The sequence below is a fragment of the Nonomuraea sp. NPDC049695 genome, from assembly GCF_040674955.1.
GTDB lineage: Bacteria > Actinomycetota > Actinomycetes > Streptosporangiales > Streptosporangiaceae > Nonomuraea > Nonomuraea helvata.
Map to the genome: position 1 here is coordinate 1 of NZ_JBFANV010000012.1, position 19324 is coordinate 19324.

The window sequence follows — 19324 nt, forward strand, 5'->3', positions numbered from 1 at the left end:
CTCTACGGGCAGGTCGGCAACGGCGGCACGGACCACGCCTGGTGGGGCCCGGCCGAGGCCATGCAGATGGCGCGGCCCGCGTACAAGATCGACGCGTCGTGCGGCGGGTCGGACCTGGCGGGCGAGACGGCGGCCGCGATGGCGGCCTCGTCGATGGTCTTCCGCCCGACAAATCCGACTTATGCTGACACGCTGCTGACGCACGCCAAGCAGCTGTACTCCTTCGCCGACACCGTCAGGAAGAAGTACAGCGACTGCATCACCGACGCCCAGGGCTACTACCAATCGTGGAGCGGCTACAACGACGAGCTGGTGTGGGGCGCGATCTGGCTCTACCGGGCCACGAACGACGCCTCCTACCTGGCCAAGGCCGAAACCGGCTACGACAACCTGGGCAACGAGCCGCAGAGCACCACCAAGTCGTACAAGTGGACGATCGCGTGGGACGACAAGTCCTACGGCGCGTACGTGCTGCTGTACAAGCTGACCGGCAAGCAGCGCTACCTGGACGACGCCAACCGCTGGCTCGACTGGTGGACGGTCGGCGTGAACGGCTCCAAGGTGGCGTACTCGCCGGGCGGCCAGGCCGTACTGGACCGGTGGGGCTCGCTGCGGTACGCGGCCAACACCTCGTTCGCGGCGCTCGTGCACAGCGACTCCATCAGCGACGCCACGCGCAAGGCCCGCTACCACGACTTCGCGGTCCGGCAGATCAACTACGCGCTCGGCGACAACCCGCGCAACTCCTCGTACGTGATCGGGTTCGGCGCCAACCCGCCCAAGAACCCGCACCACCGCACGGCGCACGGCTCGTGGACCGACCAGATCACCAACCCCGAGCAGACCCGCCACACGCTGTACGGCGCACTCGTCGGAGGCCCGCCCGACCCGAACGACGCCTACACCGACAAGCGCGACGACTACGTCATGAACGAGGTCGCCACCGACTACAACGCCGGTTTCACCAGCGCGCTGGCCCGGCTCTACAAGGAGTACGGGGGCGCCCCCGCCGCGAACTTCCCGCCGCGGGAGACCCCGGACGGACCCGAGATCTTCGTCGAGGCGGGCGTGAACGCCTCGGGCACCAACTTCACCGAGATCAAGGCCATCGTCCGCAACCAGTCGGCCTGGCCCGCCAGGGTGCTGTCCGACGGCTCCTTCCGCTACTACTTCACGCTCGACGGCTCGACGACCGCCTCGCAGATCACCGTGTCGTCGGCCTACACGCAGTGCAAGGCGCCCACGCTGAACCAGGCGAGCGGCACCACGTACTACGTGAACATCGACTGCTCCGGCCAGGTCATCGCCCCGGCGGGACAGTCTCAGCACCGCAGAGAGGTGCAGTTCAGGATCGCCAGCTCGGGCACGTGGGACCCGGCGAACGACTGGTCGTACCGGAACATCCCCACCACGCCCGGCGCGACGCCGGTGCGGACCGGGAACATCACTCTCTACAGCGGCGCGACCAAGATCTGGGGTGAGCCCCCGGGTCCGGAGGAACAGGACACGACAGCGCCCAGCAAGCCGGGCAAGCCCGCGGTTTCCGGGATCACGGGCTCGACCGCCAAGCTGAGCTGGACCGCCTCCACGGACAACGTGGGCGTGAGCGGCTACGACGTCTACCTGGGGTCCACAAAGGTAGGCACGGCCACGAGCGCGTCCTTCGACCTGAGCGGGCTCACCCCGGCCACGGCCTACACCGCCTCCGTGGTGGCGCGGGACGCGGCGGGCAACACCTCGGCGCCGTCCGACAGCGTCTCGTTCACCACCACGAACACGACACCGCCGCCTCCGGGCGGGTGCGCGGCGACGTACAAGGTGACGAGCTCGTGGGGCGGCGCCTTCCAGGCCGAGGTGACGGTGAAGAACAACGGCACGGCGGCCACCACCGGCTGGACGGTCGCCTGGACGTCGGCGAACCAGATCACCCAGCTCTGGGGCGGCAAGCACACCCAGTCGGGGTCCGGCGTCACCGTGAAGAACGAGTCCTACAACGGGGCGCTGGCTCCCGGCGCCACCACCACGTTCGGCTTCATCGCGAACGGCACGCCCACCGTCCCCGACCCGATCACCTGCACTCCCGCCTGAGCGAAGACCCCCGTCCCCGTCGCAGTAGCGGCGGGGGCGGTTCCACAGCTCATTGAACCCTCCCCAGCTGAAGCAGGGGATTCCTGGCTCAGGAAGCCCCGCAGGTCAGCGACCAGCAAGGTCTTACTCCATCAACACCAGCCGGGACGGAACCTGCCCGGTTTGGTACGACAAGCTTGGAGACGCATGTGCTGTCTTGGTTCTCGATCAGCACGCGCGGGAGGCTTGGTTCTCGCAACCCGCGGACGCGACTCTACCGGACGCGGCAGCACAGCCGTCCCTTCGGGCTACACCTGGGCCAACTGAACCGCCCGTTGTATCGCTGCGTATGAGGAGGTGAGGCGAAAAGGAACCAACATCCTGCCTGATGACACCATCCCGCCCGGATGGGACGGACGCGGCCGATACCTCCAGTCGGCCGCGTCCGTTTGTTTTACTTGAATTGCGCCTTCTTGATCGCCGTGAACCGCTGGCGGGCGGCGTTGATCGCGTCCTCGTCGTCGAACTCGGCGAAGGCCTGCTCCTGGTAGCGGGCCGGGATCAGCCGCCTGACCCGGTCCGGATAGCCCATGCCCGGCTCCGGCACCCTGACCACGGGAGGGATGCCGATGCGGACGGCGATCGGGCCGGAGGCCCGTACGGAGGTCGCCCAGTCGGTGCCCGCGTCGGTGACCGCGCACATGTGGCGCGCGTACACCCACTTCACCTCGACGACGGAAGTGGCGTCCGCCGGTTCGGTGCCGAACGTCTCCACGGCGCACACGACGCGCGAGTCGAAGTCGTGGCCGTGCGCGTGGTGCTCACCGAGCGAGGACTGCTCCAGCACCAGCGTCACCTGGGCGGCGAGCTCCTTGTACAGCTGCGACGACGGCTGCCGGCCGACGAAGAACATCACCCCGGCCAGGGTCAGGCCGGCCAGGGTGACGATCGTCGCGATCAGCCCGCGACGTGACTTGATCACGGGCTGGTGCAGGTCAGGGCCGGTGCCGGGTTCGGGATCGAGCCCGTGGCGTTGAATCCGAACGATGTCGTCGCGTTCGGCGCCAGCTGCCCGTTGTAGGTGGCGTTCTTGACCACCACGTTGGGCGGCTGCCCGGACAGCACGCCGTTCCACGGCGAGCCGTCGAAGCCCTGGCCGCCGGAGTAGGTCCACTTGACGGTCCAGCCGTTGATGGAGGAGGAGCTCGTGTTCTTCACTGTCACCTCGCCCTGGAAGTGGCCGGCCCAGCCGGTGTCGGTGGCCTTCCACGTGGCGGTGCAGGCACCCGGGTTCGGGGTGACCGTCGGCGTCACCGTCGGCGTCACTGTCGGGGTGGCCGTGGGCGTGCCCTGGTTCGGGCCGACGCCGGTGACCTCGCCGTTGCCGCCGTCGAAGACGACGTCGGAGCAGCTGTAGAAGTTCTCGTTGCTGTCGGAGCGGATCCAGTGCGTGTAGATGATGTGCCGCCCGGTCTTGCCGGACGGGAGCTGGGCGTTCCAGTAGTAGTAGTTGAGCGCGCCGGCGGGGCCGGTGTCGGGCGGGTTCGTGACGCTGCCGAACGGCTCCAGGTCGGACCACTTCAGCGGCCCGTTCGGGTTCCAGCCGTTCTTGGTGATGTAGTAGTTGAAAGATCCGGGGTGCTTGGCCCAGTTGCTGTGCCGCATCTGGATGGTCGCACCCGAGGTCAGGTGGGTAACCGGCCAGTCACTGCGCACCGCGTTGTAGGCCGTGAAGTCGTAGGGGCCGCCGGTGCCGCCGCTGCAGAGCTGCCCGTCCGGGATGAATCCGGAGGTACGGCCCGCGCCGTCGGAGCGCAGCACCGCGAACCAGTTGTACAGCGGGGTCGAGCCGCTCTGCGCGACGGCCGCCGCGCACGCGGGGTTGTAGGGGATGATCTGCCCGTTCTCCCGCAGGCCGTCCTGCCAGCACAGGAACGTCCTGGCGCCGGGGAACATCGACACCCCGTGCGCCTGTGCCTGCATGGGCACGATCAGGACAGTCGCGATCAGTACCGTGACGGCGGTGATCGCCGCCGACTTGAATAACCTCATGGGGATTCCCTTGCGCTGTCGACAGAGGAAACCTGCCCCACGACCTGCCCGCCCGGCGAGCGCATTGAATCACGCGCCTGACTGCTCCGACAACGCACTGTGAAAGTTTCATCCGATCTTGGATACGGTGCCCTATGCTTGGGAGCGCTCCCATTCAGGGACATGGCGCCGGTCGTGCCAGCGAGGGGCGCGGACGACGTTAGAGGGGTACGGCGGGTGCTGCCGTACCCCTCATCAATCCCGCTCGAGCGCGGCGTCGATCTCATCGAGCCTGGCCTGGAGCTCGCTCAGGCAGGCAGGTGCGAGCCGGCCCTCGGCCATGCGGTCGGAGAGCTTCCTGCGTACGCCCGCGGTCGTCGACGCCGACGGGCCGTGCGGTGACACCGCGGCGTGCAGCACCTGCTTGAGGTCCAGCACGACGTCGGCGTCGGTCGCGCCGCACGGCGTCCTCGCCTCCAGCACGGTCCTGAAGTCGTCCACGGCTTGCTCCACGGTGTCCCCCGTGACCGGCGTGCTCTCCACGAGCGCCGGCGTGCTCTCGATGTGCTTGGCCATCGGAGAGGGCATGACCGCCGTCGGCGAGGGCATGACCGCGGTCGGTGGCGGCATGACCATTCCCTCCAGGTCCTGGAACCCCGTCCGCTGGAACCACAGCAGGGCGGAGAGCGCGAGGGCCGCCGATCCGGCGACCGTGAGACCGCGCCTCACATGCCGGCCCAGCGTCGCCGTGCCGAGCGCGGAGGTCAGCGCCGAGACGATCTCGGCCGCGGTCGGCCGTGCCTCCGGCCGGTACGCCAGGCAGCGCTGGCAGAGCGAGGCCACGGCGTGCGGCACGCCGGGGATGCGGGGCGGGGGATAGGTCCTGCGGGCCGCCTCGATCTCCTCCCACGTCGTCTCCGGGTACGGCGTGTGCCCCGTGAGCATGGCGTACAGCAGCACGCCCAGGGCGTACACGTCGACCGCCGGGTGGGTCGGCGCGCCGAGCAGCCGCTCGGGGGCGACGTAGGGAGGGGTGCCGCGGTCGTCGTCGGGATCTCCGGCCCAGGCCGCGATGCCGAAGTCGAGCAGCTTGGGACCGTCCGCGGTGAGCAGCACGTTCTCGGCCGTGACGTCCCGGTGGACCAGGCCGCGGGCGTGCCCGGCCATCAGGACCCGGGCCAGCCTCAGCGCGATGGCCGCCGCCTCGGGCCACGGCAGCGGGCCCTGCTCGATGCGCTCGGCCAGCGGTGGGCCGTCGAGCAGCGGCATTACCACGTAGGCCGCGACGCCGCCGTTCGTGGTGACGGTCTCGCCGTAGTCGTAGATCTCGATGGAATCGGGATGGATGAACCTGGCGGCGGCGCGGGCCTCGCTGCGCGCGCTGACCCGCTCGCAGTCGCCGGCGTGCAGTGAGGCCGTGAGCACCTTGACGGCGATCATCCGGTGCAGTGACTGGTCGAAGGCACGCCAGATGACCGACATTCCCCCGCGGGCCAGCGGATCCAGCAACAGATACCGGCGGGCCAGCACATCCCCCGGCTCAAGCCGACTCACGGATGACCAGTTCCGTGGGGAGTATGGGGTCGATCCCCGCGGCCCCCGTCAGGAGCAGCCGGGTGGCGACCGTGGCGAGCTCCTCGACGGGCTGGCGGATGGTGGTCAGGGCGGGAACGGTGTGCCTCGCGACCGGCGCGTCGTCGAACCCGATCACCGCGACGTCCGCGGGCACCTTGCGCCCCGCCCTGCGTAATGCCTGGATCGCGCCCGCCGCCATCAGGTCGGACGCGACGAAGACGGCGTCCAGCCCGGGGGCGTGGCGTAACAGCCACTGCATGGCGTGCGTGCCTGAGGCCGCGGTGAAGTCGCCGTACGCCACGGGCACGTCCGGCAGGCCGGCTGCTTGGAGCGTGCGTACCAGACCCTCCAGGCGATCTCGGGCGCCGGGCAGGGACGGTGGGCCGCCGATGGCGGCGACGTTGCGGCGGCCGGACAGCAGGAAGTGCTCGGCCGCCTGGCGCCCGCCGTCGAGGTTGTCCACGTCGGCGAACGGGAGCTTGAGGTCGTGAGGCGGGCGGCCGATGTTGCGCACCGGGACGCCCGAGGTGGATAACTTGATCGCCAGAGGATGTCGCTCTCTGGCGCCCACGATGAGCACCGCGCCGGACAGTGCGGGCAGGGTGGATGACGTGGGCGTGACGGTGGTAACCATGAGTTGGGTGCCGTGCTCGGCGAGTACGGCGCCCGCCGCGGACAGGAGCCGGGCGTAGTAGGGCTCGGAGAAAAGGCGGGGGAGATGGTCGCAGATCACTGCCGTGACACCGTCGGCGATGGTCTTGGCGGCCGTTCCCCGTGGAGCGCGTTGGCGCACGTAACCCATGCGGGAGACGGCGTCGTAGACTTGCCGGCGGGTCGAGGTACTGACCCGCACCGAGCCCGTGAGGACTCGAGATGCGGTCGCGGGGGAAACCCCTGCAGCGGCCGCCACCTGTGCCAGTGTGGGCTGCTCGGTCATGGAGCACCTCGCGGGAAGATCCTGGGAGCGCTCCCACGTTACCAATGTTTCGTCGCTGTTAATAGGGCCTTTGCTAGGAGTGCGTCCGCTTGTGCGGACGCACTCCGAATTTCCTCAGCTAGGAGGCATCGGTAACCGACAGGCTTTTCTGAGTTTTCCCAGTTTTCCGCCGCTGTTGATCAGTGGTTAAGCGTCGTGTCGATGTCCGCCTCGTCCAGTTGGTTATCCGGGCGGTCGTCCCTGGGCTCCTGGCGCCGGGGCGCGCAACTCGATCCGCAGCCACCGAAACGAGAGGTGTTGACCGGCGTGAAGTCGGTCGCCGGGATGCCCTTGAGAGCGGCCTTCATGGTGTCGTTCCAGATGGGCCCGGGGATGGAGGCGCCGAAGACCGAGCCGTAGTAACGGCCGCCGATTTTGATGTTGTTCAGCTTGTGGGTGGCCGCGCCGCGCGGGTCGCCGATGCTGACCGCGCCCGCCAGGTCAGGGGTGAACCCGGCGAACCAGGCGGTGGACTGCTCGTCGGTGGTACCGGTCTTGCCGGCCGCCGGCCGGCCGATGCCGCCGACGCCCTTCATGGTGCCCTTGGTGAACACGCCGGACATGATGCTCGCCGCGGCGTCGGTCACCTCAGGGTCGATCGCCTGCTTGCACTTGGGCTTGTAGTTGGTGACCTTGCCGTCGCGATCCCTGATCGAGGTGATGGCCATCGGCGTGCAGTACTTGCCGCGGGCGCCGATGGCGGCGTACGCGGTGGCGACGGTCACGGGGTCCATCTCGTTGATACCGAGCGTGAACGTCTCGTACTCCTGCAGGTCCAGCCCGTCGGAGCGCTTGATGCCCAGCGACTTGGCCGTCTTGACCACGTTGCAGAGGCCCACCTTCTGCTCCAGCGCCATGAAGAAGGTGTTCACCGAGCCCCAGGTGCCGGTGGCCAGCGACTCGAAGCCCCCGTCGCCGCCCTCGGCGTTGGTGACGGTGAAGTTGGGATCGCCCACGTTGTTGCCCTTGCAGTTCTTGAACGACCAGAAGGCCGGAGCGCGGTAACCGCCGCCCACCGAGATTCCGTCGTTGATCTTCATGCCCTGCTTGAGCGCGGTGAGCAGGGTGAAGGGCTTGAACGTCGAGCCGGCCTGGAAGCCGACGCCGCCGCCGTGCAGCGCGTCGGCGACGACGTTGTAGGACATCTCGTTCTTGCTCTTGCGGATGCCGTACTTGCGGCTGGCGGCCATGGCCTTGATCTGGCCGGTCCCGGGCTGCACCAGGGCCTCCGAGGCGACCGGGTTGTCCGAGGCGAACACGTGCTTCTTGATCGCCTTCTCGGCCGCGGCCTGCATCTTCGGGTCGATCGTGGTCCTGATCTCCAGGCCGCCCCGGTTGAGGAACTGGGTCCTTTCCTTCTTCGTCTTGCCGAAGTCCGAGTTGCTGAGGATCTCGTTGCGGACGTACATGCAGAAGTACGGGTAGTCGCTGGACTCGCAGCCGCCGGGCAGCGGGGTGCCCTTGTAGCCGAGCTTCGTGGCCTTGGCCTCGGCCGCCTGCTCCGGCGTGATCTTCTTCAGCTGGGCCATCCTGTCCAGCACGACGTTGCGCCGGGACTGCAGTCGTTCCCTGTAGTCCTTGCCCCGGCTGGGGTCGGTCTGGAGCGGGTCCTGCACGGCGCCGGCCAGGGTGGCGGCCTGCGGCAGGGTCAGCTTGGCGGCGGGCACCCCGAAGAAGCGCCTGGCGGCCGATTCGATGCCGTAGGCGCGGGCGCCGAAGTACACGATGTTCAGATACTTCTCGAGGATCTGGTCCTTGGTGTACTTCTTCTCGATCGCCATCGCGTACCGCAGCTCGTTGAGCTTACGCGCGTAGCTGGCCTCGAGGGCCGCGTTCTTCTCCTTCTTGGTGGTGCCCGAGTTGAGCAGCACCTGCTTGACGTACTGCTGGGTGATGGACGAGCCGCCCTGGGAGATGCCGCCCGAGCTGAGGTTCTTGGCCAGGGCGCGCATGGTGCCCTCGATGTCGATCGGGCCGTGCTCGTAGTAGCGGTAGTCCTCGATCGAGATGATCGCCGTCTTCATGACGTCGGCGATCTGGTCGAGCGCGACGTTCTCGCGGTACTCCTCGTAGAACGTCGCGATGGGCTTGCCCTTGGCGTCCAGCACCGTCGTCTTCTCCGCGAGGGGCGGTTCCTTGAGCTCCTGGGGTTTGATGCCCAGGTCCTCCGATGCCGAGACGAACATCGCTCCTGTCCCCCCGACCGCGGGTAGCGCGATGGCCGCGGCCACCACACCGGCCGCGATCGCTGCCCCGGTCAGGCGCGCGATACTCGACACACGGGAACCCATGGTGGTAAAACCTCCCCCTCTTGGCATTTGGGTGCATCCTAAACCCCGCCATGACGTGCTCTATGTAAAACCTTGGACCCCGCTTGGGGCTGGTTTGTTCGCATGGGAGGCGGGGTTTCTCCGTCTCTGCCCGCTTAATCGGCGTTCAGGCTACCCGTGGCCTCGACGCCGGCCGTGGCGATCTTCAGTTTTCGTCAAAGAAAGCGTGTTGACGTGCGGGTGGGTGTCGGCCGCTCTGGCAATGTCGGGTTCCTACCGGTCGTGGTGGGGGGGTCATATGCGACGTGTCGGGGATGGCGAGCACTTCGATCGGCTGCTCGCCGCCGCTAGAACATACTGGGGTGAGAGCCCTGGCGGTGACAGCTGCGTCGTGGCGGAGGCGTTCGACCAGGACATCCGGGTCGTGGTGCGCACGCTCATGGTCGCGAAGGCTGTCTGTGAGCTGCTGTCGGCGCGGCTGTTCGCGCTGGTCGATCCGGAGTGGCGCGGGCTGGCCGAGGTGTTCGGGGCCGAGGCGGACGGGGGACCGCGGGTGCCGCCGGCCGCGCTGGTCACCAGCCGGGTGGACCCCGGCGTGCCCAGGGACATCCCGGTCGTGCACGTCCACGGGAAGGGGTCGCTGAAGGCGTACGCGCTCTTCCCCGATCAGGGTCCCTGCTCCTTCCACGAGGAGCTGCCCGCCCGGGTCGGAGCCTTCTTCGAGCGGCACGTCTGGCCGCACAGGCACGTGATCGCGCCCGACGCGGAGCGGACGGCCTGGCGGGCGAAGAGCGGCTACCAGGTCCGTACGGACACCGAGCGCCGCCAGCTCCGCCAACACGGCTGCGCCCGTCTGGGGCTCGACCCCGGCCTGCCGACGATCGCGGTCCTCGGCCACCAGCCGGAGCAGGACACGGAGCTGTTCCAGGCGACGGTGGACTACGCCGCCTCCGACGTGTCGGCGAACTGGCTCTTCCTCGACCCCGTCACCAGGTCGCACTCCCGGATCAGGTGCGTGGCCGGCGCCCTGTCCACGAATCTGCTCTGGAGCATGACCGACGCGGGCGTCGCGTTCGGCAACAGCGATCTGCCCGCGTTCGGCATCCCCGTCATCCAGGCAGGCTGGTCGGTGGGCAGGGCCTGCCGCACCACGCACGTCGCGCTGCAGCCGTCGGACATCCGCCTGCTGCTCGACGAGGCCATCGCCAAGCACGACAAGGGGGAGTCCATCCTCGAGCCGGAGCAGCGCGAGCGCGCCCGCCTGTGGCTCTGGCTGCGCCGCTGCGGCGCGGACGTGCCCACCGGGCTCCTGCCGCACTGGGAGCACGGCGCGGACTACGCACGGGCGCTCGCCGTCAACCTGTGGCACGTGGAGCGCGACGGCGACCCTCTCTACAGCGCCGTCGCACGCATGTGGGACCGGCGCGAGCCCATGCTCACCCGTTTCGACTTCCACGACCCGGCGGGGCCGTACATCAGGAACGCCCACGATCGGTTCCGCCGGCTCGGCCACGCCGTTCCGCACCATGAGTTTCCCGACCCGGAAGGGCCGTTCGTCCCCAGGAGCACCCCATGACCAGCCCAGGATCCGCCACCGAGCTCGACCAGCTGATTCTTCCCGCCATCCCGCCCGTCCACCTCAACAACGGCCAGGTCTCCGCGCTGCAGGTGACCGACAGGTTCCACCGGGGCGCCCAGATCGTGGGCAGGTTCGAGACCTCGGGGCTGGCGGGGTTCAAGGTCTCCGCGCAGGGGCGCTCGCTGCGGGTGCTGCTGTCGCTGTCGCTGGACGAGCGGTCCCTGACCGGCTGGCACGACGGCAAGGCCGAGGCCGCGACCTTGCTGCCCCGGCTGGTGCAGGTCCGCTCCCAGGGGCGGCTGCGCCAGTGCGTGGTGCTCAAGGGGAAGCGGGCGCACGCCCGCGTGACCTTCGACCTGTCGCCCGACGAGATCCCGGACGACGGGCTGATCTGTGTCGAGCTGCTCGACATCATGGAGGGCGACGGAGTCTGCCCGGAGGTGCGCCAGGCCGTGTCGGGGCGCGTCATGCCCGACGGGGTGGCCGGGGTGCGGCTGAACAAGGTGGTGTTCGAGGAGCCGCCGGCGGTGGACTTCGACCCGGACACTCTCGACGGTCTCCGCTGCGAGCACTCCTCGCTGATCAGCGCGGGCGGTCTGGCGAACTTCAACCGGCAGGGCGTGCGCGTGCTGCGCTCGGGCCTGTTCGTGGTCAACCCGCCGCTGAAGGACACGTTCGGGTCGAGCGGCCGCCTCACGCTCAGGCTGGGCACCAAGGCGGAGCCCGCGAGCGTCATCCCCGCGACATGGGGACGGGTCAACAGCGAGCTGCGCTGGATGCGCCACGCCACCAGGAAGCTGCTGGGCATGGCGGCGCCGCCCGTCAAGCGGGTGCTCAGCATCAGGGACGGGAACATGGGAGTGCCCGAGGAACGGGTCGACGGCAACGTGACCCAGCTCGTGCTGCCCAGCCCCACCAACTCGCCGTTCCTGGTGATCATGGGACCCTGCCTCGGCGCCATGCCCACGCTGGAGTCGGCCATCGCGCGCTAGCCGCAGAGCTTGGTAACCCTGGGGACAGGGGAGTGTAATGCGGCGGGAAAAATGAGGATTGCCGGTGATAATGCCGCTCAGCGGGCAGTTTTCCCTGTGTGAGGAGCGGCTTGCGAATCGAGACCATCCGGCACGTCCATTGCACGGTCCTGCGCGCCACCGGCGAGCTGGACCACGCGGGCCGGGTCCGGTTCAGCGCCTGCATCAACGCCGTGTGGGACTGGACGCAGGGCCCCGTCCTCGTGTTCGACCTTGCTGATCTGGACTTTTACGATTCGTCCGTCATCGGGGTGCTCGCGATGGCCATGCAGCGGATGGAGGAAGAGGGAGGCGGGCGCATCATCGTGGTGCGGCCCTCCGCCCACCTGCTGTCGGTGCTGCGGCTGACCGACCTGCTGTCGCACGTCGAGCTGCGGGGCAGCGTCGACGACACGGTGGCGGAGCTGACGCTGCAGTCGAGAGCGACCGCCGCCGCGGCACATGGAGGCCGGGCGGCGGCCGGCAGATATCAGAGGCCGTAGGCCTCCAGCAGCCTCAGCCACACCTCGCTCACCGTCGGGAAGGATGGGACCGCGTGCCAGAGGCGGTCGAGCGGCACCTCGGCCGTGACCGCGATCGTGGCCGAGTGCAGCAGGTCGGACGCGCCCGGCGCGGCGAACGTGACGCCGAGCAGCACCTTCCTGTCCTCGTCCACCACGGCCCTGGCCCGGCCGCGGTAGCCGTCGCCCATCAGGTAACCGCCGGTGACCTTCCCCATGTCGTAGTCCACCACGCGCACGCGGAACCCGTCGGCCCGAGCCACCGCCTCGGTCCGGCCGACCGCGCAGATCTGCGGATCGGTGAAGACGACCTGCGGCGCGCCGTACCCGTCCGCCAGATCCCGCATCCCGGGCAGCTCGTCACCGCGGGCCCGCGCGGCGATCACGTCACCGCAGATCCTGGCCTGGTACTTGCCCATGTGCGTGAGGAGCGCGCGTCCGTTGACGTCGCCCACGGCGTACAGCCAGCCGTCGGAGATCGCGGTGGCCCGCATGCTGTCGTCCACCTCGACGTACTTGCCGTCGGGCAGGCCGACCGTGCTGAGCCCCACGTCGCGGGTCGCCGGCCGGCGGCCGGTCGCCACCAGCAGCTCGTCGGCCTCCAGCGGCGGCCCGTCCGGCAGGTGCACCGTCACCTTTCCGCCGGGCTCCGGGCGCTCGACCCTGACGGCCTCGACCTGGTCGCGCACCTCGATGCCGGCCTCCGCGAACGACTCGGCCAGCAGCTCTCCCGCGAACGGCTCCATCCTGGGCAGCAGCCCGCGGCCGCGCACCAGCACGGTGGTCTGGCGCGCGCCGAGCCCGTGCATGGCCTGGGCCATCTCGCAGGCGACCACGCCGCCGCCGATCACGACCAGCCGCTCGGGGATGGAGTCGGTCACGGTCACGTCATGGCTGGTCCAGGGCTCCGCCTCGGCCAGGCCCGGAGTGGGCGGTATGGCGGGCGTGCTGCCGGTGGCCAGCACGACGGCCTGCCGGGCGGTCAGCACGCGTTCGCCGCCGTCCTCGGTGGTGACGCGTACGCGCTTGGGGCCGTCGAGGCGCCCGCGCCCCCGTACGTACTCGGCCGGCACGCTCTCGATCCACCGCACCTGCCCGGAGTCGTCGAAGCGCCCGATGGCCTCGTCACGCCTGGCCAGCACGGCCGCCACGTCGACGGGCCCGAGCGACAGCCCCGGGACGCGCGCCACCTCGCCCACCAGATCGATCGGCCGCAGCAGCGCCTTGCTCGGGACGCACGCCCAGTAGGAGCACTCGCCGCCGGCCAGCCGCTCCTCGACGATCGCCGCGGTCAGCCCGCCGCGCACGGCCCGGTCCACGACGTTCTCGCCTGCGGGACCGGCGCCGATCACAATGACGTCGAACTCGTCAGCCACCCTGCCTCCAGAAGCACTCGCCCATGAATGGCACTCTTTCATGCCTGACCTGCGACCACCTCGTCGCGCCCCGTTCGCCGGACTTCACGCCGCGTTCACCCGGGGCCCGTACCGTGCCCCGCATGGTTGATCGTTACCCGACGTCGGTGCCGTACCGGCAGCGGACGGATGGCTATCACACGTACCGGATCCCCGCGGCGGTGGTGACCGGGGCGGGCACGGTGCTGGCGTTCGCGGAGGGGCGGCACGCCTCGGCCGGGGACTCCGGCCACATCGACATCGTGCTCAAGCGCTCCACGGACGGCGGCAGGACCTGGGGCGCGCTCCAGGTGGTCGCCACGGAGCCGCGCCGGGGCACCGCGGGCAACCCCGCGCCCGTGGCACTGGCCGACGGCCGGATCGTGCTCGTCCACGTCAGGCAGGGGCCGTCGGCCACGGAGGACAAGATCCGGCGTGGCCAGGTGGCGGCGGCCGAAGGGCGGCGGGTGTTCGTACAGGTCAGCTCGGACGACGGGGTCACCTGGCCGGCGCCTCGCGAGATCACCGGCAGCGTGAAGCGCGCCGAGTGGCGCTGGTACGCGACCGCGCCCGGGCACGCCGTCGCGCTGCGCAGCGGTCGGATCGTGGTGCCCGCCAACCACTCGCTGCCGCCCGCCGGGTCCGACAACGGGACCGAGGGCAAGTACAACGGCGGCCACGGGCTGCTGAGCGACGACGGCGGCCAGACCTGGCGCATCGGGTACGTCGACGACAACCCGGACGGATACGTCAACGTCAACGAGACCACGGCCACCGAGCTGCCGGACGGGCGCCTCTACCTCAACACGCGCACCGAGTCCACCGCCCCCGGCACCAGGGCCGACGCCTACTCGGCCGACGGCGGCCAGACTCTCCTGCTGCCCTTCCGGCCCCAGGCGGGGCTGGTGGGGCCGGTGGTGGAGGGCAGCACGCTGTGGTGCTCGTCGCCGGACGTGCTGCTGTTCTCGGGGCCGGCCGCTCCGGACGCGCGGGCGCTGATGACGGTACGCGCCAGCGACGACCTGGGGGTGACCTGGCGGGTCGCGCACACGGTGTCGGGGCTGCCGGCGGCCTACTCCGACCTGGTCCGGGTGGACGGGGACACGGTGGGCCTGCTGTTCGAGACCGGTGACTTCGGCCCGTACGAGAGCATCGCCTTCCGCCGCCTCCCCATCGCCGAACTCGCCCCCTGACCGTCAGGCGCCGAGCGGGTTGGGCAGCCTGGTCCAGCTGTCACCCGGTGGCGCGCCCTCCAGGCGGGTGAGCAGGTGGGCCTTGACCGTGAGATGCGGGCCGAACAGGGCTCTGCGGTCGATGGCGCACGGGAACTCCACGGAGCGTGCGGCCGTGGCCACGACGTCCCAGAGGCGGGACTCTTCGGCCCGGTCGCCCCGGCCGAAGAGCGCGATCAGGCTGCCGAACGTCGTGCCGACGAGCCCGCCGAAGAGCTTGGCGTGCAGGGTTCCGGGGTCGTCCGCGAGGAGCCGGGCGCTGACCGGCGGGAGCTCGACGCCGTTGCGGGCGAGCCTGGCGGGGCTGATCCGGACGTCGGCCAGGTCGCGGTAGACCAGCCGGTACGGCATGCCGTCCCGGTCCAGCTCCACCAGCAGATTCTGGCCGTGCGCCTCGAGCGCCACGCCGAGCGCCAGCAGGCCCAGCAGGTCGCTCAAGGTCAGCCGGGCGAACGCGGCCAGCCACGCCGCCGGGTCGCGGACCATGGCGGCGGTGACCGCCCCGACGGGGATGGCGGGTCCCGTCGGCTCGCGGAGCATGGCCGCCAGGTCGGGGCTGTGCTCGCCGTTCACCATGGCGGCCGCCCCGGCCAGGTAGCGGGCGATGCGCGGCCGTCCCCCCTGCCGCGCGGACAGGACGGTGAGCAGGTGCGACAGGTGGACGCAGTCGCGGACCGAGCCGGGCGAGATGTCCCTGACACCGGACGTCATCCGGGTGCTGAACGCCGTCTTGATGTGCGGGCCGCCGTCGAGCGGGGCGAGAGTGCGTACGGACATGAGCGGACGGGCCGGGACGGCGGCGGTGACGTGCGGACGCAGGCCCAGGCCGGGCAGGACGTGGGCGCTCTGCCAGGGATGCACGGGGAGCAGGAGCCGGTCGCCGTCCATGAGGGAGCCCGGCCACGGGCCCGAGACCAGGCAGTCGGCGGCGGGGACCGCGAGCAGGTCCAGGTGGACGACCGGCCGGTGCTCCGGCATGTACGCCAGCTGCTCGGCCACGGAGACGCCGGGACGACTGCGGCAACCCGGGTGGTACGGATGGCCGTCCACCACACTCTGCTCGTGCTCCTCCGGGGTGCCAGGGGTGTGGAGAGGCTGTGCGCGGGACAGCGCCAGCGAGGCCACGCTGTTGTCCAGGTCCGCCACCAGCTGGTCCGTGCCCGGCAGGCCGAGGGCGGCCAGGAGCTCGGCCGGGTGGGTGTACGGGTGGCCGTTCAGCCAGAGCGCGGGCTCGCCTCCGAGGTCGTACGGCTTCCGCGCCCGCCCCATGAGCCTGCGCCCGTCCGCCAGCGGGACCTGGACCCGCGCGGCCGGACGCCACTCCGAGGAGGTCACCAGGCCGGGCAGGGGCTCGTACAGGAGGCTGCGCCACAGGCGGCCCAGGACGGCGGCGCGGGCGTCCGGGAGTGCCGCCATGTACGCTGCGGACAGCTCAGGGCGCAGGAGGGCCAGGTCGGCCGCGAACTCCGCCTCAGAGCGCCTCATATTTCACACTATTTCCAGATAAGACCGGCTGATAGCTACCCTTGTTGGCACCAATGGGGACAAAGGGTAGGGATAAGGTCGCCATGACCGCTACCGACGGCCTGCTCCCTCTCTCCAGAGAGGCGCGAAGAGACGCCGCAGCCCTCGCCATGACGGCACTGCTCAACTGCCTCATACGCGAAGTGGCCCGTCCCGCGTGGGACGGCACGTTCCTGCTGCCCGGGACCGGACACGTCCTGCGTGCCGACGACGGGCGGTTCCCCGGCAGGCCCGCGCTCCACACGCCGGACGGCTGGTGCCCGCTGTCGCTGGACGACCTGGTCGCGCTGGCGGCCGCCGAGCTGCGCGCCGGCACGGGGGTCGCCAACGACGCGCTGCCGGCGGAGATCGCGCACAGCCGGGACGTCATGGCCGCCCTGCTGGCCGCCAGGCGGTCCGCGACGCCGCCCGCGGACCTGTACCTGCGCTCCGAGCAGGCCCTCGTCGCGGGCCACCGCTACCATCCCGCGCCCAAGGCCCGCGGCGGTTCGGATCCCCGAGCGTGGCTCCGGTACTCGCCGGAGGCGCACGCGAGCTTCGCGCTGCCGCTGCTCGGCGTGCCCGCGCAACAGCTGGTGGAGGAGGGGGACGCGAGCGCGCTCGACCGGCTGGGCCCGCCGCCGGGGGACGGCCTGGCCCTGCTGCCCGCGCATCCCTGGCAGGTGGAGCTGCTGGGCGGCCCGCCGCTGCGCCGCCTGGGCGTCACGCCGGCCGTGGCGTGGCCGACCTCGTCGATCCGCACGGTGTACCTGCCGGAGCCGGATCTGTTCTGCAAGTTCAGCCTCGACGTACGGATCACGAACGACGTCCGCCGGCTCTGGCTGCACGACCTGAAGAAGCTGGCCGCGATCGCCGACCTCGTGGGGCGCGCGTTCGACGACCTGCCGGAGCGCGTGCCCCGCCCCGCCGTGCTGCGCGACCGCGGCTACCGCAGCGCGGAGCTGGGCCGGGACGGCGGCGAGGCGCTGGCGGTCATCGTCCGCGACGGGCTGCGCGAGCACCTGCGCCCGGGGCTGACGCCGCTGCTGGCAGCGGGGATCAGCGAGGGCTTCTCCGGCAACCCCATCGACGGGCTGAGCGAGGACCAGGCGCTCGCGTGGTGGGAGCGCTACCTCGATCACGTGGTGCCCCCGGTCCTGCACGCCTACTTCCGCCACGGGATCGTGCTCGAATGCCACCTGCAGAACGTGCTGATCGCGGTGGATGGGCACGGCAGCCCCGCGCAGGCGGTCTTCCGCGATCACGAGGGCGTCAAGGTGCTCGCGGACCGGCATCCGCCGCTGCCGGGCATGGACGGCTCGCGGGCGTGGGAGCGGCTGGTGTACTGCCTGGTGACCAACAACCTCTGCGAGATCGCCGGGGCGCTCGCGGAGCGCCGTCCGGGAGTGCGGGAGGAGCTGTGGGCGCGGGCCAGGGAGGTGTTCTCGGCGTGCGGCGCGGACTACGGCGACCCGGACGAGCTGCGTGACCTGCTGTCCGCCGCGCACATTCCCGCCAAGGCCAATCTCCTGCTGCGCTGGCTGGACGCCCCGGGCGGTGACATGCGGTGCGTGCCCGTGCCCAACCCGCTGAGGCTCGGCCGTCTCAGGGAAGCGAGCGCATGCGGCCGATGATGGCCGTGGTCGAGTGGTCGGACAGGTAGCCGAGCACTCTCACCTCGCCGCCCAGCGAGCGGACCAGCGGCGCCTCGGGCAGCATCTCCGCGGTGTAGTCGCCGCCTTTCACATAGAGCTCGGGGCGGATCATCCTGAGCAGCCGTTCGGGCGTGTCCTCGTCGAACTCCGTCACGTAGTCCACGTCGTTCAGCGCCGCCAGCACGGACATGCGGTCCTCGCACGGGTTGAGCGGGCGGCCCGGCCCTTTCAGCCTGGCCACGCTGGCGTCGCTGTTGACCGCCACCACCAGCACGTCGCCGAGCCGGCCCGCCTGCTCCAGGTACGTCACGTGTCCCCGGTGCAGCACGTCGAAGCAGCCGTTGGTGAACACCACCCGCTCGCCCCTGCGCCGGTGCCCGTCCAGGAGCTGAGCCAGGCGCTCGGCCGGCTGCACGGCGCCCTCAGGGCTGCGCAGGGCGCGCAGCAGCTCGTGCCGGGTGCAGACGGCCGTCCCCGGGCGGCGTACGACGACGCCGGCCGCCGCCTGGCCCGCCTCCGCGGCCTCCTCCGGCGACGCGCCTCCGGCCAGCCAGAGCGCGAACGCGGCCGTGTAGGTGTCGCCCGCGCCCGTGGCCATGTGCTGGGGCGCGGGCCGGGCGTAGGTGCGGTACGGCGGGCGGCCGCGCCTGTGCAGCAGCGTGCCCTCGCCGTCCAGCGTGGTCACCACGATCGCGGCGCGGGTCAGCTCCATGAGCCGGTCGGAGCGGGCCGTCAGGTACGCCAGGCGGTCGGCCGGCTCGCCGGTGTCGCCCAGCAGGCGTACCACCTCCGCGTAGTTCGGCAGCACCGCGGCGGGAGCGCATTCGCCCCACGGGGCCACCGCGTGCGCGTCCACCACCAGCAGCGGGGACCCGGCGAGCGCCCGGCGCACGGCCGGGGTGAACACGCCGCCGCCGTAGTCGCACGCGACCACCACGTCGGCGCCGCGCACGGCCTCGCCCAGCCGGCCGAGCAGCTCCCGCTCGGCCTGCTCGGAGAGCATGTCGAGGTCCTCCTCGTCGTAGCGGGCGGTGAGCTGGCCGCCGCTGACCAGCCGCCGCTTGTGCGCGGTACGCCGGCCCGGCACGGTCACCAGGTCCGTCTCGACGCCCAGCAGGTGGAGCGACTGTACGAGCTTGTCCCCGCAGGCGTCGTCGCCCACGGCGCCCAGGAGCCGTACGCGGGCGCCGAGCGCCACGAGGTTGGCGGCGGTGTTGGCGGCCCCGCCGGGGGCCTCCTCGGTGGCCTCCAGGCTCATCACGGGCACGGGCGCCTCCTGTGCCAGGCGCTTGGCCGAGCAGCGCAGCCAGGAGTCGAGCATGACGTCGCCGACGACCACGGCGCTGATGGTCCTGTCAGTGGCCATGATGAGCGAATACCTGAGAAAGCGCAGCTCAAAACCGGTTTGGTCGCAACCGCCCACCCCTGCGGAGGTTCGCGGCTCCTCACCGCGGCCCGTCCATGGCACCCCAACCGAGGTGCGGCGGGTTAAACGTGTGAACCCGCCGGGT

The 19324-nt window shown here is 70.7% G+C and carries 14 protein-coding genes; 6 read left to right on the plus strand and 8 right to left on the minus strand.

The genetic code is table 11. The features are described 5' to 3' along the window. On the plus strand, positions 1–2088 hold a 2088-nt coding region (locus tag AB0J64_RS13340), incomplete at its 5' end, for a glycoside hydrolase family 9 protein (RefSeq protein WP_364025314.1). 433 nt (positions 2089–2521) lie between these two features. On the opposite strand, the gene AB0J64_RS13345 is transcribed toward AB0J64_RS13340, so the two are convergent. From AB0J64_RS13345 to AB0J64_RS13365, 5 genes are all read right to left on the minus strand, one after another. Then, on the minus strand, positions 2522–3049 hold the full coding sequence (locus AB0J64_RS13345) for a hypothetical protein (protein WP_364025316.1): 528 nt from the start codon (positions 3047–3049) through the stop codon (positions 2522–2524). Then, on the minus strand, positions 3046–4119 hold the full coding sequence (locus AB0J64_RS13350) for a lytic polysaccharide monooxygenase (protein ID WP_364025319.1): 1074 nt from the start codon (positions 4117–4119) through the stop codon (positions 3046–3048). The genes AB0J64_RS13345 and AB0J64_RS13350 overlap by 4 nt, the downstream gene beginning before the upstream one ends. A 234-nt stretch (positions 4120–4353) precedes the next feature. Next, complete coding sequence (locus AB0J64_RS13355; protein WP_364025322.1) at positions 4354–5652, minus strand: serine/threonine-protein kinase; 1299 nt, start codon at positions 5650–5652, stop codon at positions 4354–4356. Then, on the minus strand, positions 5639–6610 hold the full coding sequence (locus AB0J64_RS13360) for a LacI family DNA-binding transcriptional regulator (RefSeq protein WP_364025324.1): 972 nt from the start codon (positions 6608–6610) through the stop codon (positions 5639–5641). Before AB0J64_RS13360 ends, AB0J64_RS13355 begins: the two co-directional genes overlap by 14 nt. Positions 6611–6789: 179 nt before the next feature. Beyond that, positions 6790–8940 carry a transglycosylase domain-containing protein gene (locus AB0J64_RS13365; RefSeq protein WP_364025327.1) on the minus strand — a complete coding sequence of 717 codons (2151 nt, stop codon included), beginning with the start codon at positions 8938–8940 and terminating at the stop codon, positions 6790–6792. A gap of 277 nt (positions 8941–9217) precedes the next feature. On the opposite strand from AB0J64_RS13365, the gene AB0J64_RS13370 reads away from it, so the two are divergent. The 3 genes from AB0J64_RS13370 (at position 9218) to AB0J64_RS13380 (ending at position 12011) form a co-directional block, all read left to right on the plus strand. Further along, a complete protein-coding gene (locus tag AB0J64_RS13370; RefSeq protein WP_364025330.1) occupies positions 9218–10495 on the plus strand; it encodes a hypothetical protein in 1278 nt (425 codons plus the stop codon). Next, positions 10492–11490, plus strand: coding sequence for a hypothetical protein (locus tag AB0J64_RS13375; RefSeq protein ID WP_364025333.1), 999 nt, complete (start codon positions 10492–10494; stop codon positions 11488–11490). Before AB0J64_RS13370 ends, AB0J64_RS13375 begins: the two co-directional genes overlap by 4 nt. Positions 11491–11600: 110 nt before the next feature. After that, positions 11601–12011: an STAS domain-containing protein gene (locus tag AB0J64_RS13380; protein ID WP_364025336.1), complete on the plus strand. Its 411-nt coding sequence runs from the start codon at positions 11601–11603 to the stop codon at positions 12009–12011. On the opposite strand, the gene AB0J64_RS13385 is transcribed toward AB0J64_RS13380, so the two are convergent. Then, positions 11999–13405 carry an NAD(P)/FAD-dependent oxidoreductase gene (locus AB0J64_RS13385; protein WP_364025339.1) on the minus strand — a complete coding sequence of 469 codons (1407 nt, stop codon included), beginning with the start codon at positions 13403–13405 and terminating at the stop codon, positions 11999–12001. The genes AB0J64_RS13380 and AB0J64_RS13385 overlap by 13 nt on opposite strands. A 122-nt stretch (positions 13406–13527) precedes the next feature. Here AB0J64_RS13385 and AB0J64_RS13390 point away from each other — a divergent pair, with 122 nt between their 5' ends. Next, complete coding sequence (locus tag AB0J64_RS13390; RefSeq protein WP_364025342.1) at positions 13528–14616, plus strand: sialidase family protein; 1089 nt, start codon at positions 13528–13530, stop codon at positions 14614–14616. A 3-nt stretch (positions 14617–14619) separates the two neighbouring features. Here AB0J64_RS13390 and AB0J64_RS13395 read toward each other — a convergent pair whose 3' ends face one another. Next, positions 14620–16140 (minus strand): IucA/IucC family protein, encoded by a 1521-nt coding sequence (locus AB0J64_RS13395; RefSeq protein ID WP_364025345.1) that lies wholly within the window; start codon positions 16138–16140, stop codon positions 14620–14622. A gap of 83 nt (positions 16141–16223) precedes the next feature. Here AB0J64_RS13395 and AB0J64_RS13400 point away from each other — a divergent pair, with 83 nt between their 5' ends. Then, positions 16224–17792, plus strand: a complete 1569-nt coding sequence (locus AB0J64_RS13400; protein WP_364025348.1) for an IucA/IucC family C-terminal-domain containing protein — start codon at positions 16224–16226, stop codon at positions 17790–17792. On the opposite strand, the gene rfaE2 is transcribed toward AB0J64_RS13400, so the two are convergent. Continuing rightward, positions 17764–19179, minus strand: coding sequence for a D-glycero-beta-D-manno-heptose 1-phosphate adenylyltransferase (gene rfaE2 / locus AB0J64_RS13405; protein WP_364025351.1), 1416 nt, complete (start codon positions 19177–19179; stop codon positions 17764–17766). The genes AB0J64_RS13400 and rfaE2 overlap by 29 nt on opposite strands. Between the last annotated feature and the right edge of the window lie 145 nt (positions 19180–19324).

What these genes read in the sequence shown, in the direction of transcription:
- AB0J64_RS13350 (WP_364025319.1), bottom strand. Translation starts at nt 4,119, where the DNA reads ATGAGGTTATTCAAGTCGGCGGCGATCACCGCCGTCACGGTACTGATC.
- AB0J64_RS13360 (WP_364025324.1), bottom strand. Translation starts at nt 6,610, where the DNA reads ATGACCGAGCAGCCCACACTGGCACAGGTGGCGGCCGCTGCAGGGGTT.
- AB0J64_RS13365 (WP_364025327.1), bottom strand. Translation starts at nt 8,940, where the DNA reads ATGGGTTCCCGTGTGTCGAGTATCGCGCGCCTGACCGGGGCAGCGATC.
- AB0J64_RS13370 (WP_364025330.1), top strand. Translation starts at nt 9,218, where the DNA reads ATGCGACGTGTCGGGGATGGCGAGCACTTCGATCGGCTGCTCGCCGCC.
- AB0J64_RS13375 (WP_364025333.1), top strand. Translation starts at nt 10,492, where the DNA reads ATGACCAGCCCAGGATCCGCCACCGAGCTCGACCAGCTGATTCTTCCC.
- AB0J64_RS13390 (WP_364025342.1), top strand. Translation starts at nt 13,528, where the DNA reads ATGGTTGATCGTTACCCGACGTCGGTGCCGTACCGGCAGCGGACGGAT.
- AB0J64_RS13395 (WP_364025345.1), bottom strand. Translation starts at nt 16,140, where the DNA reads ATGAGGCGCTCTGAGGCGGAGTTCGCGGCCGACCTGGCCCTCCTGCGC.
- AB0J64_RS13400 (WP_364025348.1), top strand. Translation starts at nt 16,224, where the DNA reads ATGACCGCTACCGACGGCCTGCTCCCTCTCTCCAGAGAGGCGCGAAGA.
- rfaE2 (WP_364025351.1), bottom strand. Translation starts at nt 19,179, where the DNA reads ATGGCCACTGACAGGACCATCAGCGCCGTGGTCGTCGGCGACGTCATG.